Annotated in this window: 19 protein-coding genes; 16 read left to right on the top strand and 3 right to left on the bottom strand. The window is 63.6% G+C overall.

Going from position 1 to position 18,300, the window contains the following annotated elements; genetic code table 11:
* Nucleotides 1–4 precede the first annotated feature (4 nt).
* Nucleotides 5–649, top strand: coding sequence for a cob(I)yrinic acid a,c-diamide adenosyltransferase (cobO, locus tag ASD01_RS03030; RefSeq protein WP_034788552.1), 645 nt, complete (start codon nt 5–7; stop codon nt 647–649).
* The gene (locus ASD01_RS03035; protein ID WP_034788274.1) at nt 649–1,074 is read left to right on the top strand and encodes an EamA family transporter; all 426 of its coding nucleotides are present in this window, start codon (nt 649–651) and stop codon (nt 1,072–1,074) included. The genes cobO and ASD01_RS03035 overlap by 1 nt, the downstream gene beginning before the upstream one ends.
* A 198-nt stretch (nt 1,075–1,272) precedes the next feature.
* Here ASD01_RS03035 and ASD01_RS03040 read toward each other — a convergent pair whose 3' ends face one another.
* A complete protein-coding gene (locus ASD01_RS03040) occupies nt 1,273–1,866 on the bottom strand; it encodes a methyltransferase family protein (RefSeq protein ID WP_034788278.1) in 594 nt (197 codons plus the stop codon).
* A 760-nt stretch (nt 1,867–2,626) separates the two neighbouring features.
* On the opposite strand from ASD01_RS03040, the gene ASD01_RS03045 reads away from it, so the two are divergent.
* On the top strand, nt 2,627–3,154 hold the full coding sequence (locus ASD01_RS03045) for an HD domain-containing protein (protein WP_051659128.1): 528 nt from the start codon (nt 2,627–2,629) through the stop codon (nt 3,152–3,154).
* Nucleotides 3,155–3,334: 180 nt separating this feature from the next.
* Here ASD01_RS03045 and ASD01_RS03050 read toward each other — a convergent pair whose 3' ends face one another.
* Nucleotides 3,335–4,120 (bottom strand): TSUP family transporter, encoded by a 786-nt coding sequence (locus ASD01_RS03050; RefSeq protein ID WP_034788283.1) that lies wholly within the window; start codon nt 4,118–4,120, stop codon nt 3,335–3,337.
* A gap of 458 nt (nt 4,121–4,578) precedes the next feature.
* On the opposite strand from ASD01_RS03050, the gene ASD01_RS03055 reads away from it, so the two are divergent.
* The 6 genes from ASD01_RS03055 to ASD01_RS03080 all read left to right on the top strand — a co-directional run bounded on the left by ASD01_RS03055 (nt 4,579) and on the right by ASD01_RS03080 (nt 9,843).
* Nucleotides 4,579–5,043, top strand: a complete 465-nt coding sequence (locus ASD01_RS03055) for a cobalamin biosynthesis protein (protein ID WP_034788287.1) — start codon at nt 4,579–4,581, stop codon at nt 5,041–5,043.
* 130 nt (nt 5,044–5,173) lie between these two features.
* A complete protein-coding gene (gene cobA / locus ASD01_RS03060) occupies nt 5,174–6,013 on the top strand; it encodes a uroporphyrinogen-III C-methyltransferase (protein WP_176960267.1) in 840 nt (279 codons plus the stop codon).
* A complete protein-coding gene (locus ASD01_RS03065) occupies nt 6,010–7,314 on the top strand; it encodes a cobyrinate a,c-diamide synthase (protein ID WP_034788296.1) in 1,305 nt (434 codons plus the stop codon). Before cobA ends, ASD01_RS03065 begins: the two co-directional genes overlap by 4 nt.
* Nucleotides 7,311–8,312 (top strand): threonine-phosphate decarboxylase CobD, encoded by a 1,002-nt coding sequence (gene cobD, locus ASD01_RS03070; protein WP_034788299.1) that lies wholly within the window; start codon nt 7,311–7,313, stop codon nt 8,310–8,312. Before ASD01_RS03065 ends, cobD begins: the two co-directional genes overlap by 4 nt.
* A gap of 1 nt (nt 8,313) precedes the next feature.
* Complete coding sequence (gene cbiB / locus ASD01_RS03075) at nt 8,314–9,285, top strand: adenosylcobinamide-phosphate synthase CbiB (RefSeq protein ID WP_034788304.1); 972 nt, start codon at nt 8,314–8,316, stop codon at nt 9,283–9,285.
* A 129-nt stretch (nt 9,286–9,414) separates the two neighbouring features.
* Entirely contained in the window at nt 9,415–9,843 is a 429-nt protein-coding gene (locus ASD01_RS03080; RefSeq protein WP_034788308.1) for a L,D-transpeptidase, read from the top strand.
* 230 nt (nt 9,844–10,073) lie between these two features.
* Here the strand turns inward: ASD01_RS03080 and ASD01_RS03085 are convergent, their stop codons facing one another.
* Nucleotides 10,074–10,811 carry a Crp/Fnr family transcriptional regulator gene (locus ASD01_RS03085; protein WP_051659129.1) on the bottom strand — a complete coding sequence of 246 codons (738 nt, stop codon included), beginning with the start codon at nt 10,809–10,811 and terminating at the stop codon, nt 10,074–10,076.
* 216 nt (nt 10,812–11,027) lie between these two features.
* On the opposite strand from ASD01_RS03085, the gene hemN reads away from it, so the two are divergent.
* The 7 genes from hemN to ASD01_RS03120 all read left to right on the top strand — a co-directional run bounded on the left by hemN (nt 11,028) and on the right by ASD01_RS03120 (nt 18,128).
* Entirely contained in the window at nt 11,028–12,377 is a 1,350-nt protein-coding gene (hemN, locus tag ASD01_RS03090) for an oxygen-independent coproporphyrinogen III oxidase (protein ID WP_034788311.1), read from the top strand.
* A 118-nt stretch (nt 12,378–12,495) separates the two neighbouring features.
* Nucleotides 12,496–12,780, top strand: a complete 285-nt coding sequence (locus tag ASD01_RS03095) for an acyl carrier protein (RefSeq protein ID WP_089044188.1) — start codon at nt 12,496–12,498, stop codon at nt 12,778–12,780.
* A 115-nt stretch (nt 12,781–12,895) separates the two neighbouring features.
* Nucleotides 12,896–13,381 carry a 3-hydroxyacyl-ACP dehydratase FabZ family protein gene (locus tag ASD01_RS03100; protein WP_034788315.1) on the top strand — a complete coding sequence of 162 codons (486 nt, stop codon included), beginning with the start codon at nt 12,896–12,898 and terminating at the stop codon, nt 13,379–13,381.
* A gap of 1 nt (nt 13,382) precedes the next feature.
* The gene (locus tag ASD01_RS03105) at nt 13,383–14,585 is read left to right on the top strand and encodes a beta-ketoacyl-ACP synthase (RefSeq protein WP_034788318.1); all 1,203 of its coding nucleotides are present in this window, start codon (nt 13,383–13,385) and stop codon (nt 14,583–14,585) included.
* 12 nt (nt 14,586–14,597) lie between these two features.
* Entirely contained in the window at nt 14,598–15,881 is a 1,284-nt protein-coding gene (locus ASD01_RS03110) for a beta-ketoacyl-ACP synthase (protein ID WP_034788320.1), read from the top strand.
* Between the two features lie 277 nt (nt 15,882–16,158).
* Nucleotides 16,159–17,187: a zinc-binding dehydrogenase gene (locus ASD01_RS03115; protein WP_034788322.1), complete on the top strand. Its 1,029-nt coding sequence runs from the start codon at nt 16,159–16,161 to the stop codon at nt 17,185–17,187.
* Between the two features lie 11 nt (nt 17,188–17,198).
* Entirely contained in the window at nt 17,199–18,128 is a 930-nt protein-coding gene (locus ASD01_RS03120; protein ID WP_034788563.1) for a lipid A biosynthesis lauroyl acyltransferase, read from the top strand.
* Nucleotides 18,129–18,300: the final 172 nt, after the last annotated feature.

The following is an 18,300-nucleotide window of genomic DNA, read 5'->3' on the forward strand; positions in this document are numbered from 1 at the left end:
GATCATGAGCGACGAGACGACAGTAGGCGGCGAAGCCCCGGCCGAGAAGGACGATGCCCGCCACGCCATGAAGATGGCGAAGAAGAAGGCAGCACGCGAAAAGATCATGGCGACGAAGACCGACGAGAAGGGTCTGATCATCGTCAACACCGGCAAAGGCAAGGGCAAGTCGACCGCCGGCTTCGGCATGATCTTCCGCCATATCGCCCACGGCATGCCCTGCGCCGTCGTGCAGTTCATCAAGGGTGCGATGGCAACCGGCGAGCGCGAGTTGATCGAGAAGCATTTCGGCGATGTCTGCCAGTTCTACACGCTCGGCGAGGGCTTCACCTGGGAAACGCAGGATCGCGCCCGCGATGTTGCGATGGCTGAAAAGGCCTGGGAGAAGGCGAAGGAACTGATCCGTGACGAGCGCAACTCGATGGTGCTGCTCGACGAGATCAACATTGCTCTGCGCTACGACTACATCGACGTCGCCGAAGTGGTGCGCTTCCTGAAGGAAGAAAAGCCGCACATGACGCATGTGGTGCTCACCGGCCGCAACGCGAAAGAAGACCTGATCGAAGTCGCCGATCTCGTCACTGAGATGGAGCTGATCAAGCATCCGTTCCGTTCCGGCATCAAGGCGCAGCAGGGCGTGGAGTTCTGATGAGCCAGAGCTGGCAGTTCTGGGCGCTGCTTTCGGCCGCCTTCGCTGCGCTCACGGCGGTGTTTGCCAAGGTCGGGGTTGCGCAGATCAACTCCGACTTCGCAACGCTGATCCGCACCGTCGTCATCCTCTGCGTGATCGCCGCCATCGTGGCGGCGACAGGGCAGTGGCAGAAGCCATCGGAAATCCCGGGCCGCACCTGGCTGTTCCTGGCGCTGTCAGGGCTTGCGACTGGCGCTTCCTGGCTTGCCTATTTCCGCGCGCTGAAGCTCGGCGACGCCGCCCGCGTGGCGCCGCTCGACAAGCTCTCGATCGTCATGGTCGCGATCTTCGGCGTGCTCTTCCTCGGTGAAAAGCTCAACCTGATGAACTGGCTCGGCGTCGCCTTCATTGCCGCCGGGGCGCTGTTGCTGGCGGTGTTTTGAGCGCGCCTGCTCTGGTGCCTGTTCACTGAATGCTCGCCTCAATCAATCCGTAATCCCGACACATGCAGTGGTTGTGACGAGCGGGAGGACGGCATGCAGATTGAAGGCAATTGGAGCGAGCGCCTTCCTGATCCGTCGGGCCACGTCGCGCAGTTCGGCAGACGCTGGAAGCGTCGCAGCCTGAGGGTGAGCCCTGCTTCAGACCCACCGGCGGACACGCCTGCAATAGGCACCGTAGGCGTCGCCGAAGACCTTGGCGAGGTGGGTTTCCTCCATGCGGATCTGGTAGGAAATCGAGATCCAGGCGGAGAGCGCCAGCGCCACCGAGATGACGTTGGGCACCGCCATCACCGTGCCGATCAGCGCGGTCACCATGCCGACATAGATCGGGTTGCGCGAGAAGGCATAGAGGCCTGAGGTCACAAGCGGCGCGTCCTGCTTTTCAGGGATGCCGATCTTCCAGGAATGACGCATCGCCCATTGCGACAGCATCGTCAGCCCGCCGCCGAGCGTCATCAGCGCCAGGCCGACGGCGTGAAGGATGGGCGTGTCGAGCGCCGGGATCCGGCCGAGGGCAGCATCGACGGAGGCCGGGAGCATGGCGACCGCCAGCAGGTGGATCACCAGCGCTGCGACGATCAGGCGGAAAAGCCTGCCCGCAAACCCTTCCGCATCGTCGCCATAGGTTAGCACGACCGGCGAGCGGCCGGATTGCACGCGGCGGAGGATCGCCAGCGCGAGCGTGGACAATCCCACGACGAGCATCAGGATGGTGGGAAGGGTGGTGGACATGGAAACCTCTGGAGCGAGCTGACAAGACAGGAGCGCACGACGGGTAGGCGGCCCATATGAGCGTCTACCCGGCGAAGCATTCTGATCACCTTGCAATCTCTAGTAACTAGAGGTTCAAGCGTCGGACCTGTCCGACTTTCGTCGTGGTTACCGGATCTTATTGCCAAGCGTTGGAGGCTGTCATCGTCGCCCCCGCCGTGTCGGAAGGTCGGCAAAATTCGTCTCTTGACGGCTGCTCCTTCCGTCGAGCGATTGCATAGGCAGGAGGCCGCACCCATGTTAGACCGTCGACAGGCTAAATACGGGTGAACCTTGAAGAATACTCTCAGAGCTGCGGTTGGTGTCGCATCGGTCTTGCTGTTCTTGTCATCAGGTGTGGCGGGGCAGGCGCAAACCGTGAAGAGCGGGGCGTCACGAGCTCAAGAAACGACGACCACCCAGAAGGCGAAACCGAAAACTAAAACGACGCGCAAGCAAAGGGCTGCGGATGAAGCCAAGGCCAAGGCGCTCGCCGAAGCGCGCCGTCCACGGATTTGCAAGACGCGGGAGAGCGAATGCAGCTATGGCGCAGGTCCGGTCGGAGAGCAGTGCTCGTGCTGGTCGAAATCCGGTGCGCCTGATCTTGGCATAACTGTCAGGCGTTGACCGCCCGCGACCTTCGCGCGGGCAGGCAAGCGTGCGTCGCTCGAAGCGACGCCTGACGCGATAGAAATCACGGGTCGCCTGGTTCGTTCTGAAAGCTTGGGATTGGGTTTAGGTGATGGAAGCCGGCGTTGAACGCAAAATAATGATCGATCTCGAGAACAGCGCGCTCCAGTTTGCAACCCGAGCACACGGCGAACAGAAGCGTAAGTATGACGGTCGGCCCTATATCGTTCATCCGATTGCGGTGGCGGAGATTGTTCGAAGCGTGCCCCATACGCCCGAAATGATCGCCGCAGCGCTGCTTCACGATACGGTCGAAGATACCGACGCGACGCTGCTGGAGATCAAGGAAGCGTTCGGCCCCAAGGTCGCAACACTGGTTGCGTGGCTCACCGACATATCCACTCCGTTCCACGGCAACCGACAGGTGCGCAAGGAACTGGATCGCCAGCACCTCGCATCGGCGCCCGCCGCGGCGAAAACCGTCAAGCTCGCCGACCTGATCGACAATGCGATAGCGATCAAAGCCGGCGATCCGAATTTCTGGAAAGTGTTCGGCGCCGAGATGAAACGCTTGCTGGAGGTCTTGGGCGACGGCGACGAGACCCTTCTCGCAAAGGCCCGTGCATTAGCGCCGGAATGAGAGTGCCGCCGTTTATCGGCAAGCATGTCTGCGCCATGTCGACCCGGTCAACCGGTCATCCAAGATCGCAGAACGGACATGCATTTGCGGTTTTGCCCGCCGGTGTGGCCCAGCCACGCCTCACAGGCTGCGCGGTTGCGGCCGTTAGGACAGCGCAGAATTTGCCGACCGCGCCGCGCCTCAATGCCCCAGCCAGATCCGCAAGGGATGCGTCGGATCTGCGAGCAGCCGGATCGCGAGCGCGATCGAGACGATGACGAGCAGCGGCTTGATGATCTTGGCGCCCTTGGCCATGGCATAGCGCGAGCCGACCTGGGCGCCGAGGAACTGGCCGAGGCCCATCAACAGGCCGACCTTCCAGAGAACGGCGCCGAAGAAGAGGAAGACGCCGAAGGCGCCGACGTTGGAGCCAAAGTTGAGGAACTTCGTGTGCGCCGTCGCCTTCAACACGCCGAAGCCGGCGAGGGTAACGAAGCCGAGCATGAAGAACGAGCCGGTGCCGGGGCCGAAGACGCCGTCATAAAAGCCGATTAGCGGCACCAGTGTCAGCGTGAAGACGAAGGGGGTGACGCGGCTGTGCTGGTCGACGTCGCCCATGTTCGGCTTCAGGCCGAAATAAAGCGCAATGGCGATCAGCAGAAAGGGCAGGATCGCCTTCAGCACGTCGCCGGGAACGATGGTTGCGAGCAGGGCGCCGAGCACGGCGCCGGCGGCCGACATCAGCGCCATCGGCAGCTGCTCTTTCAGGTTCACGTGGCCGCGCCGGGCATAGGACAGCGTGGCCGAGCCGGAGCCGAACAATCCCTGCAGCTTGTTGGTGCCGAGCGTCTGCAAGGGCGGGATGCCCGCAATGAGCATGGCCGGAATGGTGATCATGCCACCGCCGCCGGCGATCGAATCGATGAAGCCTGCGATGAAGGCGGCGACGAACAGGAAGGCGAGCAGGTGGAAGGCGAGATCTTGCACGGCGGGGACTCGAGAGGAGAGCTGTCAGGCGGGATTTTCCGCCTTGTGTCAGAGCCCGGCGCGATTTGCAAAGCCTTCTGTCGCGGTGTTGCTGTCCATGCAGGTGTCGAAATTGAAAAACCGACAAAGATTCAAAGCCTTGTTCCAGCTCGCTGTCTTTCTGGATGGAGGCGCTCTCGCCCGCATGGTGCCGAAGAAGGGCTGTCCTTGCGATACGGTAGGCGGATGACGATCTTCCTCAAACGCGACATGGCGATGGCGCAATCCGGTTTGACCGGCCTTCCGCGCTCCGGTAAAAATGAAGGATATGCGACGGCGTCCGCTTTGGCGGACTGAAAGAGCGTCCGGTGCGGCCGACCCAGTCAGGGGGCCATCAGCCGGTGCTGTCCAGATCGGCCGGGACGGATCGTCCCAGCCGGCGCTTCGTTAAGGAGAACAACGAAGGGAGCCGGCCGCCGATGCCATCGGGCCAACACTCTGCACAGACGACGAAAGCAGGAGCCGGGCTGGTGCTCGGGCTCGGCTGCGAGCGTCGCACGCCGGCCGAAGAGGTGATCGCCCTTGCCGAGCGTGCGCTTGCCGATGCCGGTGTTGCGCCCGGCGATCTGCGGCTGGTCGCCTCGCTCGATGCTCGCGCCGAGGAGCCGGCGATCCTGGCGGCCGCTCAGCATTTCGCGGTTCCGGCCGCGTTCTACGATGCCGCCACGCTCGAAGCCGAAGCTTCCCGGCTCGCCAACCCGTCCGAGATCGTCTTTGCCTACACGGGTTGTCATGGCGTTGCCGAGGGTGCAGCGCTCGTCGGCGCCGGTCGCGAAGCCGTGCTGATTGTGCAGAAGATCGTCTCCGCCCATGCGACGGCCGCACTTGCCGGGCCGGCGACCTTGCGCGCCGAAAAGCGCATCCAGGCGGCGGAGGCTGTCTGATGCATTCTTATGTTGTTGAATTGAATCAATCTTTTGCCCGGGGTTTCTCTCAAGTGGAATCCGGTTCTTTAGAGAGCGCGTCAGGCGTGCCGTTGGGTGGCGCCGAAATACAGGTGGGACAGCACGCATGATCGACGACCTCTTTGCCGGATTGCCGGCGCTCGAAAAAGGTTCGGTCTGGCTGGTCGGCGCCGGCCCCGGCGATCCCGGCCTGTTGACGCTGCATGCGGCCAATGCGCTGCGCCAGGCGGATGTGATCGTGCATGATGCGCTGGTCAACGAGGATTGCCTGAAGCTCGCGCGGCCGGGCGCCGTGCTGGAGTTTGCGGGCAAGCGTGGCGGCAAGCCGTCGCCGAAGCAGCGCGACATCTCGCTTCGCCTCGTCGAACTCGCGCGCGCCGGCAACCGGGTGCTGCGCCTCAAAGGCGGCGATCCCTTCGTCTTCGGTCGCGGTGGCGAGGAGGCGCTGACGCTGGTCGAACACCAGGTGCCGTTCCGAATCGTGCCCGGCATCACCGCCGGTATCGGCGGGCTTGCCTATGCCGGCATTCCCGTGACCCATCGCGAGGTCAACCACGCGGTCACTTTCCTGACTGGCCATGATTCCTCCGGCCTGGTGCCGGATCGCATCAACTGGCAGGGCATCGCCAGCGGCTCGCCTGTCATCGTCATGTACATGGCGATGAAACATATCGGCGCGATCACCGCCAACCTCATTGCCGGCGGCCGCTCGCCGGACGAACCGGTCGCCTTCGTCTGCAACGCCGCGACGCCGCAGCAGGCGGTGCTGGAAACGACGCTTGCGCGTGCAGAGGCCGATGTTGCGGCGGCAGGGCTGGAGCCGCCGGCGATCGTCGTCGTCGGCGAGGTGGTGCGGCTGCGCGCAGCGCTCGACTGGATCGGCGCGCTGGACGGGCGCAAGCTTGCCGCCGACCCGTTCGCCAATCGCATTCTCAGGAACCCGGCATGAGCGGATTGCTGATTGCCGCACCCGCGTCCGGCTCCGGCAAGACGACGGTGACGCTCGGGCTGATGCGCGCCCTGAAGAGGCGCGGCGTGGCGATCGCGCCCGGCAAGGCGGGGCCGGACTATATCGATCCCGCTTTCCACGCGGCAGCGACCGGCGAGCCCTGCTTCAACTACGACCCCTGGGCGATGCGCCCGGAACTGCTGCTTGCCAATGCGTCGCATGTGGCCTCCGGCGGGCGCACATTGATCGTCGAGGCGATGATGGGACTGCATGACGGTGCTGCCGACGGCTCGGGAACGCCAGCGGACCTCGCCGCGACGCTGAACCTTGCGGTCATTCTGGTGGTCGATTGCGCCCGCATGTCCCAGTCGGTTGCCGCCCTCGTGCGCGGCTATGCGGATCATCGCGACGATATCCGGGTGGTTGGCGTCATCCTCAACAAGGTCGGCAGCGATCGGCATGAAATGATGCTGCGCGATGCGCTCGGCAAGGTGCGCATGCCTGTCTTCGGCGTGCTCCGGCAGGACAGCGCATTGCAACTGCCGGAGCGCCATCTCGGGCTCGTGCAGGCGGGCGAACACTCAGCGCTTGAGGGCTTCATCGAGGCGGCGGCCGCGCGGGTCGAGGCTGCCTGCGATCTCGACGCCATCCGCCTGATCGCGACGATTTTCCCGCAGGTGCCCGCGGCGGCCGATGCCGAGCGTTTGCGGCCGCTCGGTCAGCGCATCGCGGTCGCGCGCGATATCGCCTTTGCCTTCTGCTACGAGCACCTGCTTTACGGCTGGCGGCAAGGCGGCGCGGAGATTTCCTTCTTCTCGCCGCTCGCCGACGAGGGGCCGGATGCGGCAGCCGATGCCGTCTATCTTCCGGGGGGTTATCCGGAGCTGCATGCGGGGCAGCTGAGCGCCGCCGCCCGATTCCGTTCCGGCATGCATTCCGCGGCGGAACGCGGCGCCCGCATCTTCGGCGAGTGCGGCGGCTATATGGTGCTCGGCGAAGGGCTTGTCGCTGCCGATGGCACACGCTACGACATGCTCGGCCTGCTGCCGCTCGTAACCAGTTTTGCCGAGCGCAGGCGGCACCTCGGCTATCGCCGCGTCGTGCCTGTCGACAACGCCTTCTTCGATGGACCCATGACGGCGCACGAATTCCACTATGCGACCATCGTCGCCGAAGGGGCGGCCGATCGGCTGTTTGCGGTCAGCGACGCCGCCGGCGAGGATCTCGGCCAGGCGGGCCTCCGGCGCGGCCCTGTCGCCGGTTCCTTCATGCATCTGATCGACGTCGCAGGTGCTGCATGAGCGCACCGATCGTTCATGGTGGCGGCATCACCGAGGCCGCAGCGCGCTATGGCGGCCGGCCTGAAGACTGGCTCGATCTGTCGACCGGCATCAATCCATGCCCCGTCGCCTTGCCCGCGGTCCCTGAGCGCGCCTGGCACCGGCTGCCGGATCGGCAGACGGTAGATGATGCGCGGAGCGCCGCCGCCGACTACTACCGCACCAACGGCGTGCTGCCTTTGCCGGTGCCGGGCACCCAGTCGGTGATCCAGCTCCTGCCACGTCTTGCTCCGGCCAACAGGCACGTCGCGATTTTCGGGCCGACCTATGGCGAGTATGCCCGCGTGCTTGAAGCGGCCGGCTTTGCTGTCGATCGCGTCGCGGATGCCGACGCGCTCACGGCCGAACATGGGCTTGTCATCGTCGTCAACCCCAACAACCCGACCGGCCGCGCCTTGGCGCCGGCGGAGCTTCTGGCGATCGCCGCAAGGCAGAAGGCGAGCGGCGGACTGCTGCTGGTCGATGAGGCCTTCGGCGATCTTGAGCCGCAACTGAGTGTCGCTGGTCACGCGTCAGGGCAAGGCAACCTCATCGTCTTCCGCTCCTTCGGCAAGTTCTTCGGCCTTGCGGGCCTGCGCCTCGGCTTCGTCGTTGCGACCGAGCCAGTGCTTGCATCCTTTGCCGATTGGCTCGGTCCCTGGGCTGTCTCCGGCCCGGCGTTGACGATCTCGAAAGCGCTGATGCAGGGCGATACGAAGGCGATCGCGGCGGGCATCCTCGAGCGTCGCGCCGGCCTCGATGCGGCTCTCGATGGGGCAGGGCTCAACCGTATCGGCGGCACGGGGCTATTCGTGCTGGTCGAGCATCCCAGGGCAGCTCTGCTGCAGGAGCGGCTCTGCGAGGCCCATATTCTCACGCGCAAGTTCGACTATGCCCCGACCTGGCTCAGGGTCGGTCTTGCGCCTGACGCGGCTGGTGACCGACGGCTGGCGGACGCGCTTGCCCGCATGGAGCTCTGAGGTGTCGGAGACGATCCTGCTCATTCTCGCGCTGGCGCTGGTGATCGACCGCGTTGTCGGCGATCCGGACTGGCTCTGGGCGCGCGTGCCGCATCCGGTCGTGTTTTTCGGCAAGGCCATCGGCTTTTTCGACGCGCGGCTGAACCGGGAGGACCTCGAGGATAGCGCGCGCAAATTTCGTGGCGTCGTCGCGATCCTTTTGTTGCTTGGCATCAGCGCCTGGTTCGGCCATCTGCTGCATCGCCTGTTCGCCGTCCTCGGACCGCTCGGCTTTCTGCTCGAGGCGGTTCTGGTCGCGGTCTTCCTGGCACAGAAGAGCCTCGCCGATCACGTGCGTCGCGTGGCCGGGGGCTTGCGACAGGGCGGGCTGGAAGGCGGGCGTGCCGCCGTGTCGATGATCGTTGGTCGCGATCCAAAGACGCTCGACGAGCCGGCGGTCTGCCGTGCCGCGATCGAAAGCCTTGCCGAGAATTTCTCCGACGGCGTCGTGGCGCCGGCCTTCTGGTACGCGGTTGCCGGCCTGCCGGGGCTTCTTGCCTACAAGATGCTGAACACCGCCGATTCGATGATCGGCCACAAGTCGCCGAAATATCTGCACTTCGGCTGGGCCTCGGCCCGACTCGACGATCTCGCCAACCTGCCGGCAGCGAGGCTCTCGATCCTTTTGATCTCAGCCGGTGCGCTGATCCATCGTGGCGCCAGCGCCGCCAAGGATGCGCTGACCGTGGCCCTTCGCGACCATGGCCTGCACCGCTCGCCGAACTCCGGCTGGCCGGAAGCGGCCATGGCCGGCGCGCTCGATCTGCAGCTTGCCGGTCCGCGGATCTATGGCGGCGTCAAGGTCAGCGAACCTATGATCAACGGTCCGGGCCGAGCGGTTGCAACAAGCGAAGACATCGACGCCGGTATTGCTGTATTTTATGGCGCCTGTACGGTCATGGCCGGGTTTGTTCTTGCAATCGCAATGATTTGATCGCGGAAGTTGACCTTCGCATTAAGACTCTGCTTTCCATATGTATTAAGATCGTATCATATTCGATCAGTTATTCTCCTGGAACGTTTGGTTCCACCGGTACGTGTTCGTCTTCCCGGAGAGAGAAGCATGCGCAAAAGCTTTCTGACTGCGCTGATTGCCGCTCTGCTGCAGTTTGCCGTTCAACCCGCGAACGCCGCCAATCTCATTGCCGATATCAGCCTGTCGTCGCAGACGATGACCGTGCGGCAATACGGCGTCGTCATGTATCGCTGGAAGGTGTCGACGGCGCGCAAGGGCTATGTGACGCCACGCGGCAGCTGGAGCGCCAAATGGCTCTCTCGCAATCACCGTTCACGCAAATACGACGACGCGCCGATGCCATATGCCGTGTTCTTCAACGGCGGCTACGCCATCCACGCCACCTACGACATCAAACGCCTCGGCCGCCCGGCATCGCACGGCTGCGTGCGGCTCCATCCAAACAACGCGGCGGAGTTTTTTGCGCTGACGCGGGAACATGGGCTGAAGAACACGCGGATCGTAATTACGCGGTGACGCCTGCCTAGCCAGCCCCTCATCCCCCTGCCGGGACCTTCTCTCTGTTTTGAAGGGGAGAAGATCCGAGGCACCGTTTCCGCTTCATCTTCGACCGTTTCGTAAGAAGTGAACGGTAGAATGCGCGTCCCCATCTTCAACGTGACTGCTTGGCTTTCCTCGGGGTAAACCCGAGGAGAGGGCAATTCTGTCGGGCACTTGATGAGGCAGCTAAGAGCCGCTGGCGACCGTCAGTCGATGCCTGCCACATGCATCAGCCGGTCGAGGCTCGGCACGGTGACGTGGCGGCTGTTTTCGATGCGGATGACATTCTCCTTGCGGAGCTTGGTGATCTGGCGGCTGACGGTCTCGATGGTCAGGCCGAGATAGTCGGCGATGTCGGCGCGCGACAGCGGCAGGTCGAACACGTTCGAGGTGCCGTTTTCCGGGTCGATGTGAGTTGCGATGATGTAGAGGAAGCTTGCGACCTTCTCCTGCGCGGTCTTGCGGCCAAGGGTGAGCATCCAGTCGCGCGCTTCGTCCAGTTCCTTCAGCGCCTGCTCGTGCAGCCGGTGTTCCAGCCCGGGAGCCTCGGAGACCAGCCGCTCGATGACGTTGCGCGGGAAGCAACAGATGTCGGTGTCGACAGCCGCTTCCGCCGTCAGCGCGCTTTCGCGGGTGAAGGGCCGGCCCATGAAATCAGGGGCGAACTGCAGGCCGACGATCTGCTGGCGGCCGTCGGCCAGCACCTTGCTGAGCTTGACGACGCCGGAGATGATATTTGCGTAGCTGTCGGTGGTTTCTCCCTGGCCGATGACCTCGCGGCCGGGCTCGATGCTGCGGCGGGTGGAGTGACGGCTGAGGTCGAGAAGCTGATCCGGAGAGAGCGTACCGCAAACGCCGCCATGGCGCGCCTCGCAGGCGGAGCAGACGGCTGGAACGTCCGAATTATGGATATCCTTGCGGCGATGTTCGTTCACGATCTGCAATTCTTTCTACCTGCATTCCATTGCTCCCTGGATGACCAAAGAGGATGCGGGTCGTTAAATCAAGAGTTGACAGGTGCTAATTCCGAAAGCGCGAAACAATGTCTCATGCTGGCTTGAGCATTGTCAATTTTAACGTGTTAATTCGCCGACTTGATCAAAATCAAAGGCCTCATTGCCGATCCGTCCTAAGCCGTTTTCATGACAGCGGAGAGACTGATGGACGACGCGCTAATCCTCAAGCATGCGAACCCCGTGCCACGCTACACCAGCTACCCGACCGCGCCGCATTTTTCCGAAGCGGTGGGGCCGGTTGACTATCAAAGCTGGCTCGGGGCGATCGGTCCGGATGAGGCGATCTCGCTCTATGCTCACGTGCCCTATTGCGACCGGCTCTGTTGGTTCTGTGCTTGCCATACCAAGCAGACGCTGCGGTATGATCCGGTGGCAACCTACCTCACGGGCCTGCATCGGGAGATTGCAGAGATCGGCGGGCGGGTGAGCCGCGAAGCCAAGGTAACGGCCCTGCATTTCGGCGGCGGCTCGCCGACGCTCGTCAGGCCCGACGACCTGATCGCGCTGAAACGCGCCTTTACCGATCACTTCACCTTCGCGGCTGATTGCGAGATCAGCGTCGAGATGGATCCGAACGATCTCGACGAAGCGCGCCATGATGCGCTGGCGGGGATCGGTATGACGCGGGCGAGCTTCGGCATCCAGGATTTCGACCCCGTCGTGCAGAAGGCGATCAACCGCATCCAGACCTTCGAGCAGACGCGTGACGCGATCGAGGCATCACGGGTAAGGGGCGTGCATTCGGTCAATTGCGACGTGCTCTATGGTTTGCCCTATCAGAGCCTCCAGTCGCTTGAGCGCACCATGGAGGCAGTGCTTTCGCTCGACCCCGATCGCGTCGCACTCTTCGGCTACGCCCATGTGCCGTGGATGAAGACGCATCAGAAGATGATCCCGGACGAAAGCCTGCCCGGCATCGTCGAGCGCTTCGCGCAGATGAGCCGCGCGGCCGAAATGCTGGCTGCCGCCGGCTACGAGTCCATCGGCATCGACCATTTCGCGAAGCCCGACGACAGCCTGGCGCGGGCCAGCCGGGAAGGGCGTCTCCGTCGCAATTTCCAGGGCTATACCGACGATGCCGCCGAAACGCTCGTCGGGCTTGGCGCCTCCGCGATCGGCCAGTTTCGTCAAGGTTATGTCCAGAACATGCCGGCGACCGGTGAGTATCTGCGCCATGTTGAAAACACGGGGCTCGCTGCGGTCCGCGGTTATCGCTTCACACCGGACGACACTTTGAGAGCAAAAGTGATTGCCGACGTCATGTGCCGTTTTGCCTTCTCCTTTGCTGAGGTTGAGGAAGCGTTTCCCGGGCTGGCAGGGGCTGTGATCGAGGAGGCACGGCTGTTTCGGGCGCGCGACGTGGATGGGCTGACGACGATCGAAAACGGGGTTTTCCGCCTGACTGAACGCGGCAGGCCCTTTGCCCGCTCGGTTGCAGCCACCTTCGACGCCTATCTCGGCAACGGCCGGGGCCGGCATTCGGTGGCCGTCTGACCCCATGCTCTGTCGCAACACCGTTTTCCAATTCGAAAGCCTTTGCCATCAAGGCCATTGGCTTTTGCGGCGCATTTACCTATAGGATCGCCGAGACTCGACTTAAAATATTAGAGGTATGCGCGTGACAGCTACATTCGACAAGGTTGCCGACATTATCGCGGAAACGAGCGAGATCGATCGCGAGACGATTACGCCGGAAAGCCACACGATCGACGATCTCGGCATCGACAGCCTGGACTTCCTCGACATCGTGTTTGCGATCGACAAGGAATTCGGCATCAAGATTCCGCTCGAGCAGTGGACGCAGGAAGTCAACGAAGGCAAGGTTTCGACCGAAGAATACTTCGTTCTGAAGAACCTCTGCGCCAAGATCGACGAACTGCGGGCTGCCAAGGGCTGATCGGGCTTTCGCCCGAGCCTTGCCACTCGATTTCCAATGCCGCCCGTCGCGCCCCGCGCTTGACAGGCGGCATTGGCGTTTTTACTTGAGCCCGAAACCAACAGGGTGAGCCTCAATGCTCCTTGAATACTTCCAGATGATCGACCGTGTCGAAACGGTCGATCTTTCGGCTGGCCGGCTGACGGCGCGGTCCGTCGTGCCGGAGAAGAGCCCGGTGTTCGAAGGCCATTTCCCAGGCTACCCGCTGGTGCCCGGCGTGCTTCTGATCGAGACCATGGCGCAGGCCTCCGGTTTCCTGGTGCTCGCCGCCACCAATTTCGCCGCCATGCCCTTCCTGATGTCGGTCGACGGCGCCAAGATGCGGACCTTCGTCGAGCCCTCGGCCGAACTCGAGATCGAGGCTTTCCTCGAGCATGAAGGTTCGGGCTTTGCCGTCACCAAGGCGAAGATCACCTCTGGCGGCAAGAAGGTCTGCGATGCCCAGCTGAAACTGAGAACGATGCCGTTCGATCAGGTTCCGCTCGGCGATATCGTGCGCAAGCGGGCTGGAGAAGTGGGTCTGATGGCGGCGCTTTCGGCGGCAGCCGGTTCGGAGAAGTAAGATGAGCAAATCTGCAAACGACGTTGTCATTACCGGCGTCGGTATCGTCACCAGCCAGGGCGTCGGCGTCGAGCCGCATCTGGCGCTGCTTACCGCCGGCACGTCGCCGGCCGTGCGCGTCGAGACCGAAAAGTTCAGCCCCTATCCGGTGCACCCGCTGCCGGAGATCGACTGGTCGCAGCAGATCGCCAAGCGTGGCGACCAGCGGCAGATGGAAAACTGGCAGCGTCTCGGCGTTTTTTCCGCGGGCCTGGCGCTCGATGACGCCGGTCTCAAGGACAATCTCGAAGCCTGCGGCAGCATGGACATGATCGTCGCTGCCGGCGGCGGCGAGCGTGACATCAACGTCGATTCGCTGATCGTCGACGAGGCGCTGAAGCGCAACGACCGCGAACAGCTCCTCAATGAAAAGCTGACGACCGAACTGCGCCCGACGCTGTTCCTGGCCCAGCTTTCGAACCTGCTCGCCGGCAACATCTCGATCGTGCACAAGGTCACCGGTTCGTCGCGCACCTTCATGGGCGAGGAAGCGGCCGGCATCTCGGCGATCGAAACCGCCTTTGCCCGGATCAAGGCCGGCCAGTCGACGCATACGCTCGTCGGCGGCGCGTTTTCGGCCGAGCGCCTGGACATCATGCTGATGATCGAGGCGATCCAGGGCCAGGCGACCGGTGACTGGCACCCGATCTGGTCGCGCAGCCGCGACAACGGCGGCGGCATGATCCCCGGGTCGGTCGGAGCCTTCCTGGTGCTGGAATCACGCGAGTACGCCGAAGCCCGTGGCGCCCGTATCTATGCGACGATCGACGCGATCGGCAGCGACCGCGGCAGCCGCGCTGACGGCAAGCTCGAAGCCCGCCTTGCGGACCTTGCGAAACCGGCCGAAAAGCTCGACCCTGCAGGCACCGTGGTCTTTTCCGGCACGTCAGGCTTTCATGATCTCGTCGCCAGCGAAAAGGCGTTCCTGCAGGCCAATCTGGCCGGCGCGCCGGTGCGTGCCTATGGCGGCATCGTCGGGCACAGCATCGAGGCGCAGTTTCCGGCGGGCCTCGCGCTTGCTGCACTCACGCTCGGCCACGGCGCCAAGGTACCGGCCTTCGACGGCAGCTTCGAAAAGCCGATGACGGCGGCTGCCCGGTCGGCGGTCGTGACCACCGTCGGTCATTCACGCGGCGAAGGCGTCGCGGTCCTTTCGGCCGAATAAGAGGAACGATTGATGAGCAACGCTTACAAGGATCATCTCGGTCGTCCGATCGTCGCCGTCACTGGCATGGGCGTCATCACCTCGCTCGGCCAGGGGCTCGAGGACAACTGGTCGGCGCTGACCGGCGGCGTCTCCGGCATCCGCAAGATCACCCGTTTCCCGACGGAGGGTCTCAACACCCGCATCTCCGGCATGGTCGATTTCATCGAGGTGCCGGCGGCCAACTCCGTCGAGCGCTCCTACGCCATGGCGCGCGAGACGACGCTGGAAGCGCTGGCGCAGGCGGGGCTTTCCGGCGACTTCAACGGTCCGCTGTTTCTGGCCGCCCCGCCGATCGAGCCTGAATGGAGCGCGCGCTTCGAGCTTGCCGACCGCTCGCCGCCTTCCGAACAGCCGGGCGATGCGTACAACCGTTTCCTCGCCGCGATGCGCCAGAAGGCCGATCCGGTGTTCCATGAGGCCGTGCTCTTCGGCTCGATCTCCGAGCGCCTTGCCGATCGCTTCGGCACGCGCGGCCTGCCGGTGACGCTCTCGACGGCCTGTGCCTCGGGCGCGACCGCGATCCAGCTCGGCGTCGAGGCGATCCGCCAGGGCCGCACCGATCGTGCGCTGACGGTAGCGACCGATGGTTCGGTCAGCGCCGAAGCACTCATCCGCTTTGCGCTGCTTTCCGCGCTCTCCACCCAGAACGATCCGCCGGAGAAGGCCTCCAAGCCCTTCACAAAGGATCGGGACGGCTTCGTCATCGCCGAAGGCGCTGCGACCCTGGTCCTGGAATCGCTTGAATCTGCCGTTGCCCGCGGCGCCCGTGTCTACGGCATCCTGAAGGGCTGCGGCGAGAAGGCCGATCTCTTCCACCGCACGCGCTCGTCGCCCGACGGCGGCCCGGCGATTGCGACGATCCGCGCGGCCCTTGCCGACGCCGGCATCGACGAAGGCGGCATCGGCTACATCAACGCGCACGGCACCTCGACGCCCGAGAACGACAAGATGGAATATCTGTCGATGTCTGCCGTCTTCGGTGAGCATCTGCCGTCGATCCCGGTCTCGTCGAACAAGTCGATGATCGGCCACACCCTGACGGCCGCCGGCGCGGTCGAGGCGGTGTTCTCGATTCTGACGATGCTGACGGGCACGCTGCCGCCGACGATCAACTACCAGAACCCCGATCCGGCGATCGTGCTCGACGTGGTGCCGAACGTGAAACGCAGCCAGCAGGTGTCTGCGGTGCTGTCGAACTCCTTCGGTTTCGGCGGCCAGAACGCCAGCCTGGTGATGACGGCCGAGCCGGCTTGAGCCGGACCTGGTGAAACGAAATACCCCCCTCTGGCCTGCCGGCCATCTCCCCCAACAAGGGGGAGATCGACGCGCGGCCGGCCGATCGCTCCAATAACAAGGCCCGATTTCGGTGCTTTTCGTGAAGGGCAAAGGGGTGCCACATCCAATCTCCCCCCTTGTGGAGGAGATGCCCGGCAGGGCAGAGGGGGCTAACGCGCCGCTCTCTGTAGAATGGCGACATGCCCACAAGACGTGTATATGCCGCCTGTCGATCTGAACATTTAAAGGAAGAACCATGCGCGCCCTGCAACTGCTCGATGACCGCAAGCTCGAAATCACCGACATTCCGGAACCGGAAGCACCCGGCCCGGGCGAGGTGACGTTGCGCGTCAAGGCGGTTGCGCTCAACCATATCGACGTCTGGGGCTGGCGCGGCATGGCATTCGCCAAGCGCAAGATGCCGCTCGTCATCGGCGCCGAGGCAGCAGGCGTCGTCGACAGCATCGGTCCCGGTGTTTCAAGCGTGCTTCCGGGCCAGCTCGTCTCGATCTACGGCGCGCGCACCTGCGGCCTCTGCCGTCCGTGCAAGGAAGGCCGCGACAACCTCTGCGAACATGTCGGCGGCGTTCACGGCTTCCACCTCGACGGCTTCGCGCAGGAAAAGATCAACCTGCCGGCGCGCCTGCTGGTACCGGCACCTCCGGGCGTCGACGCGGTCGCTGCAGCCCTTGCTCCGGTCACCTTCGGTACCGTCGAGCACATGCTGTTCGACAACGCCAAGCTTGAGCCCGGCGAAACCATCCTCGTGCATGCTGGCGGTTCCGGCATCGGCTCGGCGGCGATCCAGCTTGCCAAGAAGATCGGCTGCACCGTGATCACCACCGTCGGCTCCGACGACAAGATCGAGAAGGCCAAGGCGCTCGGCGCCGATCACGTCATCAACTACCGCACCGACCGCTTCGAGGGCGTGGTGCGCAAGCTTACCAAGAAGAAGGGCGTCGACGTCGTGTTCGAACACGTCGGCAAGGACACCTGGGCGGGCTCGATGCTCTGCATGAAGCGCGGCGGCCGCTTGGTCACCTGCGGCTCGACCTCGGGCGTGTCCACCGACATGAACCTGATGATGCTGTTCCAGCAGCAGCTGAAGCTGCTCGGCTCCTTCGGCTGCCGCATGGAAAACATGGCGAACGCCATGCAGAAGATGGCGCGCGGCCTCGTACATCCGGTCATCGACACCGAAATCGGCCTCGACGAGATCGACCGCGCGCTGGAGCGCATGGAATCGCGCCAGATCTTCGGCAAGATCATCCTGAAGATGGATTGATCGACGTGCGCATGCTGATCACACGGCTGGTGCTGGCGGCGGATCGTTTCCGCCAGTGGCTGATTGCGCAGTTCGTGTTTCTGCTTCTGACGATCCTGAAGATGTTTCCCGCTGACGGCGCGATCAACTTCATGGATCGCGCCCTGCGGTTCATCGGCCCGAAGACCAGCCGTCAGAAGCTGACGCTGACGAACCTGCGCAATGCATTCCCGGAAAAGAGCGAAGCGGAGATCGAGCAGATCGCGCTCGAAAGTTGGGGCAACATGGGCCGCATGGCGGCCGAATACGTGTTCCTCGACCGTCTCTTCGATTTCGACCCGGAGCGCACGACGCCCGGGCGCATCGAAGTCTCGGGCATTCCCTTGTTCCTCGAGCTTCGCGACAATCCGCGCCCCTTCATCGTCTTTACCGCGCATAGCGGCAATTTCGAAATGCTGCCGGTCGCCGGCTCAGCCTTCGGGCTCGACGTGACGGTGCTGTTCCGGCCGCCGAACAACCCATACGTGGCCGAGAAGGTCTTCAACTTCCGCGCAGAACGCATGGGCAAGCTCGTGCCGTCGCATGCGGGCTCGTCCTTTGCGCTCGCCCGCCAGCTGGAGCGCGGCCAGGGCGTCGGGGTTCTCGTCGACCAGAAATTCCGCAAGGGTCTAAAGACCAAGTTCTTCGGCCAGGATGTGCAGACCAACCCGCTGCTCGCCAAGCTCGTCCGCCAGTTCAACTGCGAGGTCTATCCGGCCCGCTGCATCCGCTTGCCGGGTGGCCGTTTCCGCCTGGAGATCGAACCGGCGATCGCCATCCCACGCAAGGCCGACGGCAGCGTCGACGTGACCGCTACGGCGCAGGTTCTGAACGACAAGGTGGAAAGCTGGGTGAGGGAGTATCCCGGCCAATGGCTCTGGTATCACGACCGCTGGCACATCAAGCGCTACCTGAAAGACTGATTCTCCTTCGCCCGCGACCCCAGCCAGATTGCGTCTTGCGCAAGCAGGCTTGATCTTCCTGCAAGCCCGGCACCCCGTGTGCCGGGCTTTGCGTTTTGCCAAGTACGCGGGGGCATCGGCGCCGATCTTCCCTCGAAAACGTGCGTAAACGTTAAGTTTTTCTTTCTGCTGT

This window comes from Ensifer sp. Root423 (genome assembly GCF_001426275.1).
Classification (GTDB): Bacteria; Pseudomonadota; Alphaproteobacteria; order Rhizobiales; family Rhizobiaceae; genus Ensifer; species Ensifer adhaerens.